Source organism: Bacteroides parvus (genome assembly GCF_017309675.2).
Classification (GTDB): domain Bacteria; phylum Bacteroidota; class Bacteroidia; order Bacteroidales; family Bacteroidaceae; genus Bacteroides; species Bacteroides uniformis.
On record NZ_CP084680.1, the window covers coordinates 160,161 to 184,786 of the forward strand.

Genomic DNA, 24,626 nt, shown 5'->3' on the forward strand with positions numbered 1-24,626 from the left:
GATTATTATAAAAGGACAGTATTATGGCAAAAAGGAAAATAAGCGGAATCATCAACGCGACTGAACATCCGATGAATCTTGAAACACCATGGAATCAGAAACAGCCGGACGGCACCTATCATGCCTATGCAGGCGATGACATCGAAGCGTTCCTGAAGAAGGAACTGTCAAACCGTACCCCTACCGAGGAACTGGTGAGCGGCGAGACGAAACCTCCTACATCCGGAACGGTGTTCGATGCGATGGTGGGTACGGTGACGGACGTGGATGTGCAGGACAGCGAGGACGGCACCCAGTACGTGATGACCGTCAAGCAGAAGGACAACCAGGGCGGCGAGAGCTCGAAGGAAGTGCGCTTTTCCAAGTACACGGACGATGACAAGGTGGTGGTGAACATCGACCTGACGGACAGCGGCGGTGCGGGACTTCCCGCCTCGCAGTATCTGGCACTGGGCAGCGGCTTTGTGGTGAAATACTCCGTAGGTGTGGGCACTGCCGGTGGCGGTACGGTGGACGGCTACAGCGACCTGAAAGCCCGCGTGATCGTGAAACGCGGTTCGACCGTCATCAGTGAGTTCCGGGATGCGGAGTTTGTGGGCGTTACAGCCGGACAGAGCTATACCTTTGACGCTTCGCCCTACCTGAAGGATGCCACTGCCTATACCGTACAGGTGGAAGCGCAGGCAACTTACCAGGACGGCACGCTGATGAAGACGGCCACGGCCAAGGTGACCATGGTGGCCATGGAGCTGGAGACCACCTACTCGGCGGGCAACGGGCTGGCCGACGGGGGATATAAAAATGACGTGAACATCCCCTTTACTGCCAAGGGCACGAGCGGTGAGAAGAACATCTACTACCGCGTGAACGGCGGACAGGCCTTTACCCTCGGTCTTTCGGCCGGCAGCGGTGTGCAGCAGAAGAACGTGACCATCCCCCTGACACAGATGCAGGAGGGTACGAACGTGGTGGAAGCCTACGCGCAGCATGAGAACTCCGGTGTGGTGAGCCGGGTGCATTACATTACGCTGCTGAAGGCAGGCGGAGGTGTGACAGCGTATGCCGGCCTGATGTTCAGCCACCGGGCAGCGGGGTTCCAGCGTGACTGGAAACACCCGGTGCTGGAGGCAGAGCAGTTCACGGCATGGAACTTCACGTATGCCGGCTATGACCGCGATGCGTACACGGCCCGTGTGAAAGTGACCGACCGGGGCAGCGTGGTGAAGGAAGACCTGCTGCAACGCGGTGAGACCGGCAGCTACGGACGGACGAACGTGAACGTGGAACCGTTGGACTACCGTGTGTCATGCGGCGATGCCGTGCTTGAGGTGCAGGTGAACACCACATCGCACCCGGACATTGAAGCCACGCTGGCACCGGATGCCGTGTGTACGTTTGACGCCTTCGGGCGAAGCAACACGGAAAACAACCCGGCAAGCTGGGTGAGCGGTGACAAGCGTATGGAGTTCCGGGACGTGCTGTGGAGCGTGAACGAATATGGTGCCGGTAGCGGCTGGCACAAGGACCGCCTGCTGCTGGCCGGTGGTGCAGGTATGACCCTGACCGCTGACGGCGGTTACCGCCCCTTCAACGAGGCGGACAAGCCCGAGGGATTTGCCATCCGTGACGTGGGCATGACGCTGGAGATAGAATACAGCACGGCCAACGTGACGGATACGGATGCCGAGCTGATCACCTGCCTGGGGCAGCTGGACAACGGCAACCGGTACGGGCTGATTGTGACTCCGGAAGAGGCCAAGTTCCTGACCGGTGTGGTGACCGAGGCGATGGATGCCGGACAGGTGCTGCGCTATGAAGACTCGGTGGGTACCAAGTTCCAGCCGGGTACGAATATCCGCATTACCTACGTGTTCTATCCGAACGTGCAGACCAACGAACAGCGCACGCTGATCGGTTTCTATGTGAACGGTGAAGAGTCGGCTGCTTCCAAGTGGCTCGACAAGGTGAATTTTGACATTCAGAGCCAGTTGGAATTTAAGTCGGCAGGTGCCGACTTGAACGTGAAGAGCGTGCGTATCTATAACAAGGCGCTGACCTCGGACGAGGTGCTGAACAACTACATCGTGGACCGCAACCACCTGGAGGATGCCGACGGGGAACCGGGCGTGCGCTCACTGGATGAGGACAACCGCGTGCTGAATGAAGGAGATACGGTGAGCATGGAGAAGCTGATGGGGCTGATGAAGAAGCGCCGGAACTCGATCCTGGTACTGATAGGCACGGGCAGCGTGGGCAGTGAGGTTCCGAGCGAGAGCGACACGCTGAACGTGGTGGATGCACTGGCCCAGCTGAACGACAAGAAGGCCAATAAACTGGTAAGGGAGGTCCGTTTCTATAACGGAGAGGACAGGACGCTTGACTTTATCCTTACCAACGTATATGTCCGTATTCAGGGTACTTCTTCCGTGAACTATGCCAGAAAGAACTTCCGTTTCTACTTCCAGAAGACGGCAAGCGGCTGGACGGTTACATTGAGCTACGGGGAGATTGACGGAAACGGCAGGCAGAAGAATCCGGTGGTAACTACCGGCAAAAAAAATCTCTTCAAGTTACGCAGGAACTCGGTAGGCGCGAAGCTGGCATGTTCCAAATGCGACTTCTCGGACTCGTCCATGACCACCAATACCGGAGGTGCGAAGCTTATCAATGACGGACTGAAAGAGATGGGGCTGCTTACGCCTGCCCAGCGTTACGCCAAAGACCATGGGCTGGAGGACGATTACCGTTCGGCCATCGACGGCCTGCCGTGCGACCTGTTCGTAGCGAAGAGTGCCGACGAAGACCTGACCTATTACGGCCAGTACAACATGAACAACGAGAAGAGCGACAGCTACCCCATCTTCGGGCAGGATGAGACCATCGGCGGCGAGAAATGGGGCGAGGGCGACACGCTGAACTACCTGGAAGCCGACGAGGAAGGACACAAGCAGTACCTGCCCGTCTGCTTCGAGACGCTGAACAACTCCAATCCGCTGTGCCTGTTCCACTGGTTGCCGAGTACCGAACCGGAGCATAAGGATTTCATGGACTACAACTTTGACGGAGGACTGGAATTTAATCATCCGAAAGATACCTTCTGGTCGGACGGAGGCGGTGACGCGGAGGAAGAACCGAACCTGAAAGACCACCTCGGTACCGGTGACAAGTACGACAAGATGTACAAGGCCACCGACCGCATGATGAGTTTCGTCTACCGGTGCGTAAAGGAAACGCCTGCGGGCAGGAACATGGTTTACAGCACGGAATCCCATTCGTTCGAGGGGGTGGACTATGAGGACGACGGCGACAAGTTCCCTACCGCCAAGTGGCAGAGCGATACGTTCAGGAAAGAGGCCGGGAAGTATTTCGACCTTCCCCACCTGATTGCCTACTATCTGTACGTGCAGTTCAACCTCGGCGTGGACCAGCTTGCGAAGAACATGCTTATCCGCACATGGGACGGTGTGAAATGGTCGATTGACTATTATGACGGCGACTGCCAGCTCGGTTCTGACAACAAGTCGTTCCTGACCGGGAAGTATGACGACAACCGCCAGACGAAGCGCGACGGGGCTTATGTGATGCAGGGTCATAACTCGTGGCTGTGGAACCTCATCGTGGCCAATTGCTGGGACATGATTGTGGAGATTATGGTGAGCGGATGGAACGGGGGCGCAAGCTTCATGAGTGCCTTCAGTATCCAGAAAGCCATTGACCATTTCGATACCGAACAGATGAAGAAGTGGTGCTCACGCCTCTATAACAAGTCCGGCATCTTCAAATACATCTACCCGTTCCTGAACGAAATGCCGGTGGGTGCTGACGGTGCCAAACAGACCTATCCGCAAATCTACGGTCTGAAGGGTTCGTTGAAAGCACACCGGAACTACTTCATCCAACGCCGGTATGACCTGAAGCAGGTGGAGTACGGCTATGTATCCACGCTGGGTGCCCAGTTCTACCAGAGTACGGCATCGCTGGACAAGGCTTATAAACTGAAACCGATGCAGTACCGGCTGACCATCCCGTACCGTGTGCAGCTCTCCACCAGCAACGGCGTGCAGGCCGACAGCGGCGTGGTGGATGCGGACGTGCTCCATTCCCTGCAGCTGACCCGTGCCTTCGGTGAGAACGACCCGCTGAAGATTATCGGTGCAGCCAAAATCAAGGAGCTGGTATGGCACGAGGATGCGTTCGCAATCGGCTTCAACTTCGGTCTGCTGACCTCACTGGTAAAACTCGACATGAGCGTGGAGAAAGCCAGCGGTTACCGGAACGGCTCGTTCATGGCTTCGACCAATGGTATGCTGCTTCTGGAAGAAGTGAACATGCGGAACAACCGGCTGGCCCGGAACGGGGACAACGGGAATGTGGCCACTTTGGACTTGAGCTGGCAGGGCCGCCTGAAGAAACTGGACGTGAGGGGTACGGGGCTGACCCGTGTGAAACTGGCCACCGGTGCGCCCGTTGTGCAGTTATGCCTGCCGGACACGATTGAGGAACTGTTCCTGGAATATCTGACCAAGCTGTCCGATAGTGGCCTGATACTGGAAGGGATCAATAATGTGCGGGGCTACCGCTACACCAACTGCCCCGGCATCGACGGGTTCGCTATGCTGGAACGCCTGCACCAGGCCAGACTGAACGGCAGCGGCAAGCTGGAGCGCTTCGTGCTGGAGATAGACCGGGAAGACGACGGAACCCTGCTGAAGAAGTATTACGACTACGGAACGTATACACAGACGGGTGCCGTGGATGACCGGCATTCGGGACTGAGGGGCAAGCTGACCCTGACGAAGTATCTGGCCGATGAGGAACTGGAGAAGTATGCCGCCCGTTATCCGGAACTGACCATCAAGCAGCCGCCCTATACGATGATCGAGTTTGACGACAGCGTGGCCGACGATGCCAATGTTTCGAACCTGGACAACAAGACGGGGTACAAATTCGGCAATACGTACAAAATGAGCGGGCATGTGAATGCCATCCTGTCCAAGCGCCACCGCGTATTGGCCAAGGTGACGAAGATGCCCACGAGCCGGAAGGTGGAGATAGCCGGGCAGCAGGTGGAAGTGAACAACCCGGACGGGGAGATGACCTATTTCCCCCTGCATGACGAAAGCTCGAACTTCTATGCCGATGCGGAGGATATGAACGACTGTACGGTGGCGAAGCTGGACGGCAGCGAGGGAGACTGGATGATGTATGAGCCGTTTTACTGGAGCAAAGGCATCAACGATTATTTGAACAACAAGAAGTACGCCTGCTACAGCAGTTATCCGGAGGACGAAATGCCCCCGGTGCCTGAGGCGACGGTACTGACACTGGATGCCATCAAGGAGACACAGGGCGGCTGGCTGGGTGAACGCAAGATCATGAGCGGCAAGCCCACGCTGATGGAATCCTATACGACGGACAAGGCTTATTCCGTGTGCAAAGTGGACGTGTCGGGTTACAGACGTGTCCGCTTCCCGAGCGTTCCAGGAACAGGGCTTATCGGCAGTGTGTTTGCTGATGCGGAGGGAAACATCCTGAAGAGTATTGTGGTGCCGACCATCGGCTTGAAATTTGAAGCCGGCATGTATCTGATAGCAGACGTTCCGGAACGTGCTACAGCCCTGCATTTCTCCATTCTGAACACGGCAGAGTTTGACTGCGTGGTACTGAGCCACAGCGACAAGATAGAGGACATGGAACCGGATTGGGTGGCCAATGAGGAGCATCTGTGTGCCGTTGTGGGCAGTTCGGTGGTGGGCAGTAAACTGCGTGCCTGCATCACCGGAGCTTCGACCACGGCAAGTATGACCTGGACGGACTTCCACTACTACAGCCAGCAGCGGGGTATGCAGCAGATAGATGCGCTGATGCACAGCCGCATCGCGAACCTGAGCTATGCAAAGTACGGGCGCAGGGATATGCAGGAACAATGCGGTGCCGGTCAGCATAACAATAACCGCACAACAGGCGGAACGGCCGAACACGGGATGACAGACACCATCGGCTACGATGAAGCGTATGTCATTAACAACAAAATCACGAATTCGCTGATTGACGGCCTGGTGCACCAGTATGCCTGGTATAAGAGTCGGGACGAATACGGACAGGCGACTGTGGTGCAGGTGAACAATATCTGCTGCCTGGGCTATGAGGACATCTACGGCAACAAGTATGACATGATGGACGGCGTGGATCTGCCGAACGACAGCGGTAACGTGGGCAAATGGCGCATCTGGATGCCTGACGGCAGTATCCGTATGGTACAGGGCAAGAAGGACAGCGGTCAGTGGATTACAGGCGTGGCGCACGGCAAGTATATGGACATGATTCCGGTAGGTAATCTGAACGGATCATCTTCTACTTACTATACCGACATGTACTGGATAAGCACCGCTACGGTCCGTGTGGTCTTTCGCGGGTTCAACAGTGCGAATGCGAATGGCGGTGTGTCGGGTGCGTATGCGTTTAACGTTGCTTCGCTTACGTATGCGTATGTCGGCTCGCGTCTGGCCTTCCGCGGCAAAATCGTCCGGGCGCAAAGCGTGGCAGCGTACAAGGCGATACGCGAGGTGGCGTAAGCGCAAAGCGCCAAAGCGTGGAGCGAAGCGACTAAAACGAAAGAACGGGATTCGGATGGTTTCCGAATTCCATTTAAAAGGTATTCAAATACCGGCGAAGCCGGTCGAAAAAATAGAATTTTGAGGTATATGAAAAAGATTATCGCATTTTTAAAAATGAGTAACCGTTACAAGCATCTTATCGGTGGTTTGATGGTAGGTCTATTGGGATTTACTCCTTGGACGGCCTTTTATGCTGCGGCCATTGCAGCTTCCTGTCTGGAACTGAAAGATACTCTTCGGGGAAGTCCTTGGGACTGGATTGATTGGGGGCTCACCGTCGCGGGTGGCAGTATATCCGTTTTATTTTGGATGATAGTGTAATTCGTTTATCTGTTTTGCCTGTTAAATCAGTAACTTTGCAAGCGGTAGAGTTCCCCAATAGTCCGTGTGGTCTATCGCGGGTACAACAATGCGAATGCGAATGGCGGTGTGTCGAATGCGAATGCGAATAACGATGCTTCGAATACGAATGCGAATGTCGGCTCGCGTCTGGAAATCTAACAAATCGGCGTACAGCAGCGGGGACGTGTCCCCGAAGCGGTGCCGAGGGGAGCAAGCCACAGCAACAGCACCAGAAAAGGTGGAAAGCTGAAAAATCACGCGTCGGGTGGAGTTTGGTAGGCTGTTATCAGTTCGAAGAAGTCAGACCCGGGGAAAGGAAGGCCCTCATCTTCCATGTTTATTAACCAATAGCTTATGCGCAGGGAAGGATATATTATCGAGGAAATCATCGAATACTCCAATATGTCGGAGGCATTCGATTCGGTACTTCGCGGAACCGATCGTAAGAGGTCAAGGCAGGGACGATTCCTGCTTGCCCATAGGGAGAAGATTATCACCGAACTGACGGCTTCCATTGCGGACGGCTCATTCCGGCTGGGCGGCTACCATGAGAGGGAAATTGAAGAATACGGTAAAAAACGTATTTTGCAGATCCTGTCCATGAAAGACCGCATCGCTGTGTTTGCCATCATGAATGTGGTGGACCGCCACCTGCAAAAACGTTATATCCGGACAACCGGTGCAAGCATCAAAAGGCGCGGTACTCATGACCTGATGAACTGCATACGTACCGATTTGCAAAAAAATCCGGAAGGCACGCTTTACGCATACAAATTTGACATCCGGAGGTTTTATGACAATGCGCGGCAGGACTTTGTTATGTGGTGCTTCCGGAGGGTGTTCAAGGACAAAAGGCTGTTGGTCTTGTTGGAGCGGTTTGTTAAGCTGCTGCCGGAAGGTATCAGTTTCGGACTGCGCAGTTCACAAGGGGCAGGAAATCTGCTTCTGTCTGTATTTTTAGACCACTATCTGAAGGATAAGTACGGGGTTCGTTATTACTATCGCTATTGCGATGACGGACTGGTACTCGGTAAAACGAAAGCGGAATTGTGGAAGATTCGTGATGCTGTTCACGGGCAAATGGGAAAAATAGACTTGGAAATAAAGCCGAATGAACGGGTGTTCCCTGTGGAAGAAGGCATTGATTTCCTTGGCTATGTTATCCGTCCCGACTATGTAAGATTGCGGAAACGCATCAAACAGAAGTTTGCCCGGAAAATGCACGAGGTAAAATCGAGAAAAAGACGGCGGGAACTGATTGCCAGTTTCTACGGCATGACGAAGCACGCCGACTGTAATAAGTTGTTTAAAAAATTAACAGGCAAAGAAATGAGAAGTTTTAAAGACTTGAATGTCGCTTACAAGCCGGAAGACGGTAAAAAGCGATTCCCCGGAGTGGTGGTAAGCATCCGGGAACTGGTAAACTTACCCATTGTAGTGAAGGACTTTGAGACCGGTATCAAAACCGAGCAGGGAGAAGACCGCTGTATTGTGGCCATCGAAGTGAACGGCGAGGCAAAGAAGTTCTTCACCAACAGCGAGGAAATGAAGAATATTCTCGCACAAGTAAAGGAAATGCCGGATGGTTTCCCGTTTGAAACGACCATCAAGACAGAGACATTCGGCAAAGGTAGAACCAAATACGTGTTTACATGAGAAGAGTTGAAGGAAGTTCCGGGGTTTCGCTGATGGAATGCACGAACCCGGTTAAAGACAAATGGCGCATCCGATGGGATGTGCAGGAAAAAGAGAACGGCTCTGCCTCCTACATGGAAGAGGAGTTCGGGCATAAGCCTACTGATGAGGAAATCCACACATTGGTTATGTCCTGGTATAACAGCCAGACTGATGCGGCTATCCTATCCGGATTCGCCTATAATGGTGCCCATGTATGGCTTTCTGTGGAGAACCAGTACAACTATAAGGCAGCATACGATTTGGCCGTTCAGACGGGCGGAGAAACCCTGCCAGTGACGTTTAAGTTTGGTTCGGATGAACAACCGGAATACCATACTTTTACTCAGTTAGAAGAACTGAAAGATTTCTATACAAAAGCAGTAGGATTCATTCAGACAGTTCTGGCTGAAGGCTGGGAAAAAAAGGACAAGTTCAATTTGGAATTATATCGGATTGAGTGATTGACAATCCCTTCGGGGGAGGGATAAAAAAAGCCCCCGGCCTGTTAATATAGACGCCAATCATTTATTAACACAAAACGCCACGAGAGTGCGCGACCGGGGGCAATGCCCTCTGCCGCACTCTCGTGGCGTTTTTACGCATTAAATAAATGATTGGCATTGCAAAAGTACAAAAATGATTGGATATGACATTGTTTGAAGCACTTAAATTTAACAGAGAACCGCTTGAAATGCTTATAAGTTTGGGCGGCAAGCAGGATGACCTTCGATTCATAGACTTATATACGGAGTATGAGGTCATGAAAAAACAAGGTGAAAAGACCACTTATGCAGTGGCGTTTTTGGCAAATAAATATTCGGTAAGCGAACGTAAGGTGTATGATGTTATCAAACGGTTTGGAAAGCACTGCACGCTCGGTGCAGTGTGATTGATGTGCCGGGGATGCCTTGTGTTGTCCGGTAGAGCTACCTTTGTACAACCAAAAATAAAGCTCATGAATAAGTATTACCAGACATTAGACAAGATACTCCAAACGGGCAAAATCCAGACCAATAGGAAAGGGCGTATCAAGTATCTATTAAACGAAAGGCTCATGCTAACCCCCGCTGATTTACTTGACATATTTGAAAGCCACGGGATAGCCAGGAAAAAGCTGAAAGAGGAATTGAAACTGTTTATGCAAGGAGTCCGGGATGTGGAAAAATACAAAGAGGCAGGGATTACCTGGTGGGATTATTGCGGCCATACCCTTGTAAACAGCTATCCAACTTACTTTGAAAAGCTTCCACCCCTCATAACCAGGATTAACCGGGAAAAGCGCAACAGCAAGAATTATGTCCTGTTTCTTGGAGAAACCGGGGTGGAAAGCAACCAGGCACCCTGCCTGAGTCTTGTGCAGTTCCAAATTGATGAGGGAGAATTGGTGCTATCTGCATATCAGCGTAGTTCTGATGCGAACCTTGGGCTTCCGGCTGATATTTATCATCTTTATCTGATGGCAAGGCAGGTGGAGCTTCCCCTGAAGTCCATAACCCTTGACCTTGGAAATGTGCATATATATGAAAATAACATTGACCGGACTCTGGAACTGTTATCCGGAGTTGAAAACATTAAATTTGACTTGAACGTATGAAGAATATGAATTTATCTGCACCACTGCCATTTGTAGGCCAAAAAAGAATGTTTGCTAAAGAGTTTATTAAAGTTTTGGAACAGTTCCCTGAAGATACCGTGTTTGTGGACTTGTTTGGCGGTTCCGGACTTCTTTCGCATATAGCCAAAAGAAGCAAGCCCGATGCTACTGTTGTCTACAATGACTTCGACAACTACCGGTTCAGACTGAAAAATATCCCACAGACAAATAAACTGCTTGCCGATATTAGGGAGCTGGTGGGTAATTCGATACCCAAACATAAACCAATTAAAGGGGAACTTAGAGAACGCATTTTTAAACGTATCGAGGAAGAAGAACTAAATGTTGGGTACGTGGATTTTATAACCTTATCATCCTCACTTATGTTCTCCATGAAGTATAAATTGTCTGTAGCCGAAATGCGCAAGGAAGTCCTTTATAACAACATTCGCAAGACCGGTTATCCGGAGTCTTCTGACTACTTAAAAGGGCTTGAAATTGTATCATGCGACTACAAAGCAGTATTCAACCAATATAAGGATGTTCCCGGAGTCGTCTTTTTAATTGATCCGCCTTATCTTTCCACTGATGTTGGTACGTACAATATGTATTGGCGCTTGTCTGATTATTTGGATGTTTTAAAGATACTCGAAAAGCATTCCTTCGTTTATTTCACATCCAATAAATCTTCCATACTTGAACTGTGTGAATGGATTGGAGCAAACAAAACCATTGGCAATCCTTTTGAGGGTTGTACAAAAAAGGAATTCAATGCCCACATGAATTATTCTGCCGAATATACAGACATGATGCTGTATAAGAAACAGGAAAAATTAGTTCATAAAACAGCTGCTTAGCACTGAACAAAGATACAATTTTTCAAGTAGAAGGCCAAACTTTTGAGCCTTATTTTAATGCCGTTATAAAGCCATTTTTTATGAAATTATAAAGCCGAAACAGAGGTCATTACAAAACTTTTGTTTCGGCTTTTTGAGTGTTGCGCGCTTTCCTTTTTTGAACGCTTCGTTTTGTCCTTTTCCCTGAAAATCGAACGCTTCGTTTCGGATTCTGCGGAAATTTGGATTTGCGGATTATACTTGAAAGAATATGGGAATCACCCTTCCTTCATTCTCTACTGTAACGGAAACGAAATTACCGGCGATTTCAGTTTCATAGAAGAGCTTACCGCCACGGCCCGCCAGTTGGATAACCGCCGTCTATACAGCGGTTCCACAGCCCGCACACGTGTCAAATCAGACCAGTTCTACATTACCCATCAGACTACCAAAGGACACATGGCCATCTACGAAGGACGTCCTTATACAAACTGGGACAAAAACAAGGAACTGGGAGTAGGCCTGCCCATCATCTCGCATGAATCCGGACAGCGGTGCATCTATCCCAATTTCGAGGAAATAAAGAACTTCACCGGCCCCGTACAAGCGCGTAATTTCGAGATATTCCGTGAACTGCTGGACAAAAACCACATGCTCGACCAAGCACATGACTTCTTCCGTGCTTCTGGAGCCTTGACCGCCATAGAGTACAAGGATGTCATAGAAGCCCAGTTGCGCACTTATCTGAAAGGCGGTTTCCAATTACTGTCTCTGAATGATTTTACCGGACAAGGATATGCACCGGTAGGCATTCTCGATCCTTTCTGGAATACCAAAGGGCTCATCACACCGGAAAAGTGGCGCGAGTTCTGTGCACCGACTGTTGCGTTGCTCCGTTTCGACAAACGCGCACTTTACAATGATGAAGTATTTGAAGGAAAAGCGGAAATATACAATTATGGACCTGCCCTATTGAAAAACGCAAAAATCAATTGGAGTATCACCGACAGCAACGGTAAAACCCTTAAGAGCGGAAAACTGAAAACACAAACTGTCGGAAAGAACGGGGTATTTCCACTTGGCAGTTTCAGTTATGCATTGAACAATATCACTGAACCACAGAAGCTGACGGTCCATCTTTCTGTTGCACACGTAAAAAACAGCTGGGATATCTGGGTATATCCCCGTCATAGCAACTTAATGCAGTCCACTAGTGAAGTGCTCTACACCACAGTATTCGATGAAAAAGCAAAACAACACCTTGCCGATGGCAAGAAAGTGGTACTCTGCCCCAAACCTTCCAAAGTAAAAGGTCGTAAATCAGTGTTCCACAATCACTTCTGGAATCCGATAATGTTCAAATGGCCTCCTATGACCATTGGCTGTCTGATTCATGACGACCAGCCTATATTCGAGCATTTCATAACTTCCTACCATACTGACTGGCAGTGGTGGGACATTCTGGAAAATGCCAAGGTTATTGAGATGAAGGATGCTCCGGCAGCACTGCGGCCTTTCATACAAGTAATAGACCATTACGACAATAATGAAAAGCTCGGTATTGGTTTCGAAGCAAAAGTGAAGAAAGGCAGTTTACTGGTACTGGCCGTAGATACCCAGAAAAACATCAACGAACGTCCTGCCACCCAGCAATTGCTGGAAAGCATTGACCGCTACGTAAAGAGTGACAAATTCGCTCCGCAAATTACCGTTGATGAGTCCTACATTGAATCATTCTTAAAGAAATAAATAAAGGAAATATGATGAAATTATTCTTGCTTTGGGTTCTTTTGTTGCTGCCGGTCGGACCGGCAGCAGCACAAGAGATAAAAATGTCACAAACAGCTCCATTGGAACAAGTTTATGGAGAAACAGTAGAAGATGATGCCTTACTGCCCATGAATGAACTGGATATGGATTTTGGCTATGCCCTTTATGAGACAACCGTTGATGTGGAAGAGGAGAATCCCACACTAACTATTGAAAACGTACGGGATTATGCTGTGGTCTATGCAGACGGCAAACTGCAAGGATATTTAAAAGATAGCAGTAAAAGCCTGAAAACCAATCTACCGATAGGCATACACAAACTTAGTATCTATACTGAAAATATCGGACGTATTACCTATGGTCCTGAAATTCTGGACAATTCAAAAGGTATCTACGGCAGCATAACATTGGGAAAGACAGATTTAGAAGGCTGGAAGATGACCCCATTGGAAATTAAGGAATGCGATGTGGCCGGAATAACTTTCAAAGAAGGTACCTCCTCCATCCCTTGCTTCCGTAAAGGTTGTGTCACAGTAAGCAACCCGGCACAAGAGACCTTTCTTGACGTATCCGGCTGGGGAATGGGAGAAGTCTGGATAAACGGGCAATACTTGGGTGCCTACTGGGAAGAAAATGCAGAAAAGACCCTGGAGATACCTACCGGTGCTCTGATAGCAGGTAATAATGAAATAGTGGTATTTGAACTAAAAAATAACGAACAAGCTTCCATGACACTAACCGATAAGCCTATTTTCAAATAAGCTCTTGCATGTACTTGTTTATATTCCTTAAAAAAACGACCTTTATGTAGGAGCAGATTCCGAAAAACGTGTCTTATTTAATGAGAATAGCATAATTATATATATCATGAAGAAACTAACATTTATCAGTTGCCTCCTTTTAAGTGGTTGCCTGGCCGGAGCAATGGCTGCAAACAAAAAGCAACCCATCTACAAAGATGCCAAAGCTCCCATTGAGGAGCGTGTGAATGACCTGGTCAGCAGAATGACACTGGAAGAAAAGGTACAACAACTCAACCAGTACACTTTGGGGCGGAATAACAACGAGAACAATCGTGGTGAGGAAGTAAAAAAAATTCCTGCCACACTAGGCTCCCTCATTTATTTTGATGAAGATGCCAATCTGCGTAACGAGGCTCAGAGAAAAGCAATGGAAGAATCACGTCTGGGTATCCCCATCCTTTTCGGATACGACGTCATCCACGGGTTCCGTACCATTTATCCCATCTCTTTGGGACAAGCATGTTCTTGGAATCCCCAATTGGTAGAACAAGCATGTGCCGTTGCCGCCCAGGAAGCACGCATGTCCGGGGTAGACTGGACTTTTTCCCCTATGATTGACGTGGCAAGAGACGGACGCTGGGGACGTGTTGCAGAGGGCTATGGCGAAGACCCTTATACCAATGCTGTATTCGGTGTCGCATCTATCAAAGGATACCAAGGTGAAGACATGTCCGACAGCAAGCGAGTAGCCGCCTGCCTTAAACATTATATCGGATACGGCGCTTCTGAAGCAGGACGTGACTATGTTTATACGGAAATCTCCAATCAGACTCTGTGGGACACCTATATTCCTCCCTATGAAGCTGGCGTAAAAGCCGGTGCCGCTACTTTAATGAGTTCATTCAATGACATCAGCGGTACTCCCGGAAGCGCCAACCATTACACGATGACAGAAATTCTGAAGAACCGTTGGAAACACGACGGCTTTGTTGTTTCAGACTGGTCTGCAGTACCGCAACTTATTGACCAGGGCCATGCTGCCGACCGCAAAGAAGCTGCCCGTCTAGCTTTCAACGCCGGCCTGGAAATGGACATGATGGGGCATTGCTATGACAGGCATATGGCAAAGCTGGTGGAAGAAGGTAAAATAAGCATGCAACTGGTGGACGATGCAGTGAAACGCGTGCTCCGTATCAAATTCCGCCTTGGACTTTTTGACAATCCCTACACCCCGACATCTACAGAAAAAGAGCGCTTCCTCCTTCCACAAAGCCTGGCTATTGCAGAGAAACTGGCAGAGGAGACCATTGTTCTACTGAAGAATGAAAACAAGGTACTCCCTCTGGCAAATGGAAACAAGCCAACTATCGCCGTCATGGGGCCTCTGGTACAAAACAGTGCCGAGCTCCTGGGGTCATGGTATGGACATGGACATGCAGAAGATGTCCTCCCCATCAAAAAGGCGCTGGATGCAGAATTTGCAGGCAAGGCCAAACTGATTTATACCGAGGGTTGTGGTTTCGACGGTAACGACACTTCCAAATTCAGTGAGGCACTGGCTGTAGCCCAGAAAGCAGATGTCATTCTACTCTGCATGGGTGAAAAGAAAAAGTGGAGTGGCGAAAACGCATCGCGTTCCATCATAGAACTGCCTACCATTCAAGAGGAATTCATTGCTGAAATGAAGAAAGCAGGCAAACCGATTGTTCTGGTACTGGCTAACGGACGTCCTTTGGGACTCTCTAAAGTGGAACCTCTCTGTGACGCCATCGTTGAAATGTGGCAACCGGGAGTACCTGGCGGTAAACCATTGGCAGGTGTCTTGTCCGGCCGGGTAAATCCTTCGGGCAAGCTTTCCATTACTTTTCCACGTTCCACCGGACAGATTCCAATCTATTACAATCAGCGCAAAACAGCCCGTCCACAAAGTGGCAAATATCAAGACATCCCCTCTTCCCCACTGTATGAATTCGGATACGGCTTGAGTTATACCACCTTTAATTATGGTAATATCAACTTGCCCAAAGAAACCATCAGACGCGGTGAAAAGTTGGTAATGGAAATCCCAGTCACCAATGTAGGCAAACGTGACGGTGCAGAAGTGGTGCATTGGTTTATCTCAGACCCATTTAGCACGATTACCCGTCCATGCAAAGAGTTGAAGCACTTCGAAAAGCAACTAATTAAAGCAGGTGAAACACATATATTCCGCTTTGAAATAGACCCGATACGTGATCTTGGTTTTGTAAATGCCAATGGTGAACATTTCCTTGAAAATGGAGAATATTATGTAATAGTGAAAGACCAGAAAGTAAAATTCACGGTTATAGATTAATCTTCTTTTTATATTGTAGGCCATCCTCCTTTCATCATTCTAAAAGACAGATGGCCTGCAATTTCTATTTTTAGAACAAATAAGTATACTGTTCTCCTAAAAATTTCTTGATATGCTTCAAGGCTTTGGTTATTTGGGCCTCCACCGTCTTGACAGAAATACCCATTTCCCCGGCAATTTCTTGATTAGTCTTCCCTTCTTCCCTACTTTTGCGATAAACCTGCCCACATTTGTTCGGAAGGGAACAAACAGCTTCTTCAATCAATCGATTAAGTTCTTCCATCTCCACCGAAGTATCAGCCGCAAGAGCATATCCATATTCTTCTCCTCCCTCGATGGGAACCGTATCCTTTTCATCGCGTAAAGCATTCAGGCAACGATTGCGTGCAGACTGGAAAAGATAAGCCTTGAATGAGATTTTAAGAGTCAAGTCGGCCCTACCCTCCCATAAATTCATAAAAATGGAAAGGGCCAGTTCTTCTATCTCCTGCTTGTCTCTCAGATAAAGGGACATGAAGCGGCAGAGTGAAACAAAATAAGTATCGAAAAGGTGCTTGAAAGCCTTCTCGTCATCTTGTTTGATTAACTGTAACAATAGGATATCATCTTCTGCAGGCATATCGAAGTTATATTAGATAAGGGCTTCTTGAGCGGCAAAGATACTAATATTATTCGTTCCTCGAAATTTATTAAAAAAATAATTGGAATTGGAATAAGGGTTAAACTCAAGTGATGTGTCATATAAGTGAAGGCCTATAAAAACATCATGATCATGAAAAAAAGTGTTCCTTGGAATTTAATCATTCCTAAGTTGAAACAGGAAATTTCCGCAGACGAAGAGCGGCAATTGGAGACTTGGTTACGCAGCAGTAACAACGAAGCGTTATTCAAGGAATTACAACTGTTATGGGAAAAAATTCAGGCAAATGTAGAAAACTATACGCCCAATACCGAATATTATTGGAATGAACTTGTCAACCGTATGCACGCCAGCGAGCCTAAGCAGACTGAAAAACCTGCAAAGAAACGCTTCGAGCTGAAACGGATATACCGCTACGCAGTAGCAGCATGTATAGCTGTTGCCATCGGTTGCTCATTCTACATAGGATTCCTTAACGGACAGCTTGAAGCCATGCCGCAGTTATACTCTAATTTGTCGGGTAAGTCTAAGGTTCTCCTTCCTGACGGAAGCGAAGTATGGATGCATACAGAGACCTCTTTGCAATACGAATCACAAATGAATAAGGATGAGCGTATCGTAAATGTAACTGGTGAAGCTTACTTCGATGTAGCACACGATGCTGACAAACCTTTTATCGTGCAGACAGAAGGTATGCGTATCGTAGTTCACGGAACCAAATTCAATGTCGATGCATTCCCCGGTTCGGAAAATACAGTAGTGAGTTTGGTAGAAGGGTCCGTCTCTTTGGAAACCGAGACAGAGAACCGTTTCCTCAAACCAGGCGAAACAGCTACTTTTAATCGGAAAACCCTGACACTTAAGGTAGAAAAAGATGATGTACATTTTGCCTCTTCGTGGGCAAATACACAACTCGTATTCAGAAACCGTTCATTGGGAGACATTTGCAAACTGCTTTCTAAATGGTATCGGGTAAAGATAGACGTGGATCCTACATTATCCAATAAATATTTCTATACGTTTACGTTGCGTAGCGAACCGCTGGACGAAATACTCCGTATCATGTCACGCATCCAACCTATGAAATATACCTTTAACGAAGAGAATGAATTGACAATTTCGTTTGCAGACACAAAACAAAAAGTAAAATGAAACAGTAACAAAAAACTTATGCCAAACAAATGAGAAATGCACGTTATTTAATAATTAACGAAAAGTAAACACCTACATTAATCTTTAAATTTAAGACAATTATGGATATAAGAAAACAACTCATCATTCTTATACTAGTACTTCTATGTGCCCCAGTTTCTGCACAAAAGAAAGAGAAACTGATCACACTGAAGTTCACAAACATCCCATTATCAGAGGCTATGCCAAAAGTGGAAAAGCAAAGCGGATACACTTTCTTCTATGAATCGCAGCAAATAGACATCAAACAGAAAGTCAGCCTAAATGTTAAGAATGCAACTATTAATAAGACAATAGCAGCCTTATTGAAAGGGACCAATGTTAAATTTGAAATCGACGCAACACACATTATTTTATATACCGGAAAGAATAACAAGGCAATATCCGGGCAACCACAGAACATCTCTGGTACAGTAATTGACGAAAGTGGTGAACCAATTATCGGAGCAAATGTCATGGTGGAAGGAACCAATACTGGTGTCATCACAGATCTTGACGGAAAATACACGATCAACGCACCGGCAGGGAGTAATCTCAAAATTTCCTATATCGGTTATGTGACACAGACTGTAAAAGCTGGTAGAAACAGTACCGTAAAGTTAGTGGAAGACAGTAAAACACTGGCAGAAGTCGTGGTAATCGGCTATGGTACACAACGTAAGTCCGACCTGACTGGAGGTCTGGTATCAGTAGACCAGAAGAAGCTGAACATGATAAATAGCAGTAACTTAATGGACCGTCTCGCAGGACAAATCCCGGGCTTAAGCGTAACTACTGGTGATGCGAAACCAGGAGCAGACCAAACCCTCCGTGTACGTGGTGAAAACTCATTAAGTGCCGACAATGCACCGCTCATCGTATTGGACGGTATTCCTTACAATGGTTCTTTGAGTGATATTGACCCAAACATCATCGAAAGCCTTAGTGTCTTAAAAGATGCTTCCGCAGCAGCTATCTACGGCTCACGCGGTTCCAATGGTGTTATCTTGATTCAATCAAAGAAAGGCAAGAAAGGTGCACCCCAAGTTACATACAAAGGGCAGTTCAGAATGTCGCAACCCCAACAGACTATTGATGTGATGACTCCAGACGAATACATCACATTTAAACAAGACATTGCACGCCTGAAAGATGGATGGAGTGGTGACCAATTGGCTCCTGAGAATATTCTGAGTGCCAGCGAACTTATAAATTACAAGAAAGGCGTTACAAACGACTGGCAGGACTATATTTTCCGCAATGCATTTACCATGGAACATCAGGTAGGCATTTCCGGAGGTACTGAAAGTACCACTTACATGGGGGCAGTTTCCTATCTGGATCAAGAAGGTGTAGTCTATAACTCTGCCATGAAACGTTACAATATTAATTTGAATGTCACACAAGTATTAAACAAATGGCTGACTATCGGTATACAGACCCAATTTATTCAAAGAGATGGCGGTGGTATAACCCCGAATATTGAACATGCTGTAAAACAGAGTCCTTATGGTATCTACAAAGATGAAAACGGCAAGTATTATGAAGAACCTATGGACCAATCCTTGATTATTAACCCGATGGCCAATGTCAATGCCGATCAAGATCAAACAAGACGTAACTTCTTCATCAACACCTATGCTGACATTCTGTTGCCGGTAAAAGGTCTTTCAGCCCGTACAACCTTTGGTTACAACTACCGTAGCAACTTTACCGGCACATACTATGGCCGTGACACCAAAGACGGTAGAACAGCCAGCGGAAAAGCCAGCATCAATAATGAGCACTACTGGGATTACACTTGGGAAAACTTGCTCAAGTATAATCGTGAATTTGGCAAGCACCGTTTCGACGCTACAGGTTTGTTCAGTGTACAACAGACTCAGAAGAAAACTTCCAATTCAAGTGCCGAAAGTTTTGTAAACGATGACTCCAGCTATCATAATATCAATGCAGGTGAGAAAAATAAGACTGTAAAGTCCAGTTTATCAGAAACCTCCATGTTATCTTATATGCTTCGTCTGAATTATTCATATGCCGGAAAATATATGCTGACCCTAACCGGACGTTCCGATGGTTATTCTGCCTTCGGTGCAAACAATAAGTATGCATTCTTCCCGTCAGTGGCTACTGCATGGAACATTGCTTCCGAAAGCTTTATGGAAAATACCCAAAACTGGTTGGACCAACTGAAGCTCCGCGTATCTTATGGTTCCAACGGTAACCAAGCCATCAGCCCCTATCAGACGCTGGACCGTCTACATCTCACAAACTATATCTGGGGTGACGGTGGAGCAGGTGTCAATGGTGCTTATCTAGCCAATGACGGCATTGGAAATCCGAATCTGAAATGGGAAACAACCCGAACATTCAACGTCGGTATTGACTATTCATTCTTTAACGGCCGCATCAACGGTAACATTGAAATGTATGTCGCCAACACAAAAGACTTGCTGATGAAGCGTACTGTTCCTATCATGAACGGTTATAAAACTATTTGGGATAATGTGGGTAAAACACGTAACAAAGGTGTTGAATTCACTTTAAACACTGTCAACATACGCAATAAGAATTTCGAATGGAGCACCGGAATCATCTTCTCACTAAACCGTGACAAGATTGTAGACCTGCGTGGTGACAAAAAAGATGATATCACCAATAAGTGGTTCATCGGCAAACCTTTGCGAGTTTACTACGACTATGACGTTGACGGTATCTGGCAGGAAGGTGACAAATTCACCTATACTACAGCAGACGGTACCGAAAAAGAAATCCAAAAAGGTGCCAAGCCAGGCTCTGCCAAAGTGAAAGATGCAGACGGAAACGGTTACATTGATTCCAACGATAAAGTCATCATCGGTTCAAAGAATCCAAGCTTCCTGATGTCTATGAGCAATACTCTAACCTACAAAAATTTCTATCTGTCATTTTTACTGAACGGAACATTCAAGGTTACACGTGAGCTGAATGAAGCCAATATCGGAAGTTGGAGTTACAATTTATACAACTATCTGCATAATGCCGATTACTGGACGCCGGAACATACCAATGCCAAATATGCTTCTCCGGTATATAACAACTTCGACGGACACAGCTATTACAAAAACTTTACATACATCCAAATAAAAAATATCACTTTAGGATACAATTTTGAAAAGAATTTAGTAAAGAAATTGGGGCTGAGTGGTTTGGGAGTCAATATCAGCGTGGAAAACCCTTATACATTCTGTGATATACGCAGCGTATTGAACTATGACAACAGTTGGTTTGCCTCTTACCCGACTGCACGTTCCTACGTACTTGGACTGAACTTATCATTCTAAACTTACTTAAATATATATACAATGAAAAATTATATATCAAAAGCAACTCTAGCTCTGTTAGTAGCTCTGTCTGCTACCGGTTGCTCTGACTTTCTGGATGAGAAACTGAAAAGTGAACTGGCCCCGGATAACACATATACAAGTTCCTATGGTTTCGAGGTAGGTTCCACCGGACTTTATGCCCAAGCACGTTCTGAATATAACACTTGGGGTGAAAACGGAGCCTTCATGCATAATGCCGCTTGCCCTTACGAAGCATTACAAATTGCCACTGACCTTGCTACCATGGGTACCAAAGACGGTTCTATCCAACCGTTCGGTTATTTGACATTAACTCCCAATACCGGTATTGTAGGCTCCTACTGGAATTGGGCCTACAGTCTGATTGCAGGAGCCAATGAGATGTTGAAATACTCTGAAATAAACACGAACTGGGATAATAGCACAGACAAGGCGCTCTATCAAGCAGAATCACGTTTTTTCCGTGCTTATGCATACCGTACGTTGGTTTATCTGTATGGAGACGTTCCTTATGTGGACAAGATTCAAGATCAGTTCAGAATTGATTTTACCCGTACACCGAAGGAAGAGGTTATTGCCCACATGGTAGAAGACCTTCAGTTTGCTGTCGAGAACCTGCCTACCGACCCTGATGCCGTAAAAGTTGGCAAGCTAACCAAATGGGCGGCAGAACACTTGTTAAGTGAGGTTTACTTAATGCAAGGTGATTATGCAAAGGCTGAAACAGCTGCAGAAAATGTCATCAACAGCGGATATTTCCACTTGATGGAAGACCGCTTCGGTGAAAAGGCAAAAGCAAACGGCGATGTGTTCTCCGACCTATTCGTTGAAAACAATCAAAATCGCACATCCGGCAATATGGAAAGCATTTGGGTCATGCAGTTTGAATATAACACTACTGGTGGCGGTACAAATTCCGATGACTGGACACGCCGTGCCTGGGAACCCAAATACTTCGAAATTACCGGTTTTGTTTTGGCAGACTCACTGGGTGGCCGCGGCTTGTCGCAATTGGTACCAATGAAATGGTGGATTGGAGAAGATACCGGTTTCTTTGATGAAGAAGACATTCGTAATTCCGAATACAACATCAAACGTAACTGGTATTACAACAACGAGAACATGCCCGACCTTTATGGTAAAAAAGCCACGATTACAGACGAAACATGGTTTACCACCTTCCGTCTTTATCCGGCTCTGACAAAATTCTTCTATGGCCGTTCCGAAAACCTTTCTTTGACCGGTTCCTACCGTGACCGCATGAAGTTCCGTTTGTCCGAAACTTATCTCTTACTCTGCGAGGCAAGGTTGGGTTTGAAGGATATTTCAGGTGCCCGCGAAGCAATCAATGTAGTACGCCGTCGCGCACATGCTCCTGAGATTACAGACAGTGAAATGACCATGGACTTCTTGCTGGACGAACGTATCCGCGAGTTGGTAGGTGAAGAATCACGCCGCTTTACCTTATGCCGTACCGGCAAATTATTGGAGCGTACCCGCAAATACAATACAGAATCGGGTCCCGTTATGCGTGATTACCATACATTATGGCCGATTCCTCAGAGCATAATCGATTCAAATACGGGAGCAGAATTCCCGCAAAACGAAGGATATTAACAGCACAAAGACAAAATAAAACACGAATAAAGGTAAAAAGATAGTTTTCAAGATTCTCATAAAGGGAATTGTCCGCGTCCGTTGAGAACAAAGGCAATTCCCTTAATTTTATCAACAAACAATCATGAAGATACACAGACAATTAACAGCAACAGCCTTTCTGTTTATCAGTATGGCAATCATGGCACAAGTGCCATTCAGCAAAAAGGAAGTAAAAGAGAAAATGAAGCAAGTGGCGGACTGGCAAATTTCCAATCCTAACACTGCCCACGAACACCACGACCTGGACTGGACCAATGGAGCACTTTATGTAGGTATGGCAGATTGGGCAAAACTGGCAGAAGAGGAGTACAATGACAGCACCTACTATCAATGGCTCTATAAAATAGGAAGACGGAACTGCTGGCAACCCCATCAGCGATTGTACCATGCAGACGATATAACCGTTTCCCAATCATTCATTGATTTATACCGTAAATATAAAAAAGAGGAAATACTAGCTCCTACCCTGGCACGTACGGAATGGATCGTCAACCATCCATCCAACGGTACATTCAAACTGGAGTACGGTGACAACAAAACCCTGGAACGCTGGACCTGGTGTGACGCCTTGTTCATGGCCCCCCCGGTTTATGCCAAGCTATACCGCGAAACCAACAACCGGAAATACCTCCAATTCATGGACAATGAATACCGGGCTACCTACGAATATCTATTCGATAAGGAAGAGAACCTTTTCTACCGAGACTGGCATTATTTCGGCAAAAAAGAAGCCAATGGCAGAAAGGTGTTCTGGGGACGTGGAAATGCCTGGGTACTGGCCGGATTGGCAGAAGTATTGCAGGAGTTGCCCAAAGGCTTGATGGAACGCGCTTATTACGAAGAACTGTTTGTCCGGTTATGTACCCGTATTGCCGGATTGCAGAACGAAGACGGTTATTGGCATGCCAGCCTTTTGGACCCGGCTTCCTACCCTTCTCCCGAAACCAGTTCTACCGGTTTCTTTGTATATGCACTGGCATATGGTGTGAATGCAGGTATCTTGGACGAAGATGACTTTATGCCAGTCATTATAAAAGGATGGAAAGCGTTGACTAATGCTGTAGATGCAAACGGCAAACTTGGCTGGGTACAACCGATCGGTGCCGATCCTCGTAAAGTCACCCGTGACATGACAGAAGTTTACGGTGTCGGCGCTTTTCTTGCAGCAGGATGCCAGATTTACAAGATGGCTGTAGATACGGAAGCCGATTACATAAAAATCTGGCCGGACAAGAAAACCATGCAGGGAAATCCTTTGAGTGGCTGGGTAATCTATGCAAACGAGAATGTAAGCGATGACTTCTGGAAGAAATACGACCATATCTATGTACCGGAAAAAGGAACGACCGTGAAGATTTCCGATTATGCTCGTACACTCTATATCCGTACTCATTGGAGTACATTCAATCCTGCCGAAGGAGTCTACGGATGGGACACGGATGAAAAGTTGAAAAAAGTAATTCAAGGTGCACTCGACAGAGGCATGCGTCTTTCTTTCCGCGTGATAGTCGATAGTCGTGACAGAAAGAACGAAGCTACTCCGGCTTATGTATTCGATGCAGGAGCCAAATACTATACTGATAACGGGAAACGTTCTCCCTATCCCGATGACCCTATCTTTCAGGAGAAATATGCAAAATTCATAGAAGCGTTTGCCCAGAAGTACAATAATCCCGACTTGGTAGAATTTATAGATGGCTACGGCCTTGGCAAGTGGGGCGAGGCACACACCATGAAGTACATCGACCCTAAAAACCGTGAAACTGTATTCAACTGGATCATTGACCTGTATCTCAAGAATTTCACGAAGGTGCCTTTAGTCATCAACTACCACCGTTGGATGGGTGCAGGTAAAGACTGGGCCGGTGAAGAGAATTTTGATCCCGACAGCAAACGTCT

13 protein-coding genes and 2 pseudogenes are annotated in these 24,626 nt (G+C 47.2%); 14 read left to right on the plus strand and 1 reads right to left on the minus strand.

The genetic code is table 11. The features are described 5' to 3' along the window. The first annotated feature begins 23 nt into the window (after nt 1–23). The 10 genes and pseudogenes from JXR92_RS00720 to JXR92_RS00765 all read left to right on the plus strand — a co-directional run bounded on the left by JXR92_RS00720 (nt 24) and on the right by JXR92_RS00765 (nt 15,914). Nucleotides 24–6,575, plus strand: a complete 6,552-nt coding sequence (locus tag JXR92_RS00720) for a hypothetical protein (RefSeq protein ID WP_206897512.1) — start codon at nt 24–26, stop codon at nt 6,573–6,575. A gap of 129 nt (nt 6,576–6,704) precedes the next feature. Beyond that, on the plus strand, nt 6,705–6,938 hold the full coding sequence (locus JXR92_RS00725) for a hypothetical protein (protein ID WP_007562474.1): 234 nt from the start codon (nt 6,705–6,707) through the stop codon (nt 6,936–6,938). Nucleotides 6,939–7,313: 375 nt separating this feature from the next. After that, nucleotides 7,314–8,615 carry a reverse transcriptase domain-containing protein gene (locus JXR92_RS00730; RefSeq protein ID WP_007562471.1) on the plus strand — a complete coding sequence of 434 codons (1,302 nt, stop codon included), beginning with the start codon at nt 7,314–7,316 and terminating at the stop codon, nt 8,613–8,615. Further along, nucleotides 8,612–9,097, plus strand: coding sequence for a DUF4376 domain-containing protein (locus tag JXR92_RS00735; protein ID WP_007562469.1), 486 nt, complete (start codon nt 8,612–8,614; stop codon nt 9,095–9,097). The genes JXR92_RS00730 and JXR92_RS00735 overlap by 4 nt, the downstream gene beginning before the upstream one ends. Nucleotides 9,098–9,282: 185 nt before the next feature. Then, on the plus strand, nt 9,283–9,525 hold the full coding sequence (locus JXR92_RS00740; protein WP_007562467.1) for a hypothetical protein: 243 nt from the start codon (nt 9,283–9,285) through the stop codon (nt 9,523–9,525). Between the two features lie 66 nt (nt 9,526–9,591). Further along, nucleotides 9,592–10,230 (plus strand): thymidylate synthase, encoded by a 639-nt coding sequence (locus JXR92_RS00745; RefSeq protein WP_007562465.1) that lies wholly within the window; start codon nt 9,592–9,594, stop codon nt 10,228–10,230. Further along, entirely contained in the window at nt 10,227–11,087 is an 861-nt protein-coding gene (locus JXR92_RS00750; RefSeq protein ID WP_007562461.1) for a DNA adenine methylase, read from the plus strand. Before JXR92_RS00745 ends, JXR92_RS00750 begins: the two co-directional genes overlap by 4 nt. Before the next feature lie 240 nt (nt 11,088–11,327). Continuing rightward, nucleotides 11,328–12,815, plus strand: a pseudogene (locus JXR92_RS00755) (beta-glucuronidase); the annotation flags it as partial. Between the two features lie 11 nt (nt 12,816–12,826). Then, entirely contained in the window at nt 12,827–13,597 is a 771-nt protein-coding gene (locus JXR92_RS00760; RefSeq protein WP_138344928.1) for a hypothetical protein, read from the plus strand. A gap of 106 nt (nt 13,598–13,703) precedes the next feature. Then, the gene (locus JXR92_RS00765) at nt 13,704–15,914 is read left to right on the plus strand and encodes a glycoside hydrolase family 3 N-terminal domain-containing protein (protein ID WP_118273882.1); all 2,211 of its coding nucleotides are present in this window, start codon (nt 13,704–13,706) and stop codon (nt 15,912–15,914) included. A 70-nt stretch (nt 15,915–15,984) separates the two neighbouring features. Here JXR92_RS00765 and JXR92_RS00770 read toward each other — a convergent pair whose 3' ends face one another. Further along, entirely contained in the window at nt 15,985–16,533 is a 549-nt protein-coding gene (locus JXR92_RS00770; RefSeq protein WP_119961204.1) for an RNA polymerase sigma-70 factor, read from the minus strand. 153 nt (nt 16,534–16,686) lie between these two features. On the opposite strand from JXR92_RS00770, the gene JXR92_RS00775 reads away from it, so the two are divergent. The 4 genes and pseudogenes from JXR92_RS00775 to JXR92_RS00790 form a co-directional block, all read left to right on the plus strand. Then, on the plus strand, nt 16,687–17,706 hold the full coding sequence (locus JXR92_RS00775) for a FecR family protein (protein WP_119961268.1): 1,020 nt from the start codon (nt 16,687–16,689) through the stop codon (nt 17,704–17,706). Nucleotides 17,707–17,807: 101 nt separating this feature from the next. After that, nucleotides 17,808–21,047: a TonB-dependent receptor gene (locus tag JXR92_RS00780; RefSeq protein WP_138344926.1), complete on the plus strand. Its 3,240-nt coding sequence runs from the start codon at nt 17,808–17,810 to the stop codon at nt 21,045–21,047. A 21-nt stretch (nt 21,048–21,068) separates the two neighbouring features. Continuing rightward, nucleotides 21,069–22,685 carry a RagB/SusD family nutrient uptake outer membrane protein gene (locus tag JXR92_RS00785; RefSeq protein ID WP_138344924.1) on the plus strand — a complete coding sequence of 539 codons (1,617 nt, stop codon included), beginning with the start codon at nt 21,069–21,071 and terminating at the stop codon, nt 22,683–22,685. Nucleotides 22,686–22,809: 124 nt separating this feature from the next. Beyond that, nucleotides 22,810–23,919, plus strand: a pseudogene (locus JXR92_RS00790) (glycoside hydrolase family 88/105 protein); the annotation flags it as partial. Nucleotides 23,920–24,626 lie beyond the last annotated feature (707 nt).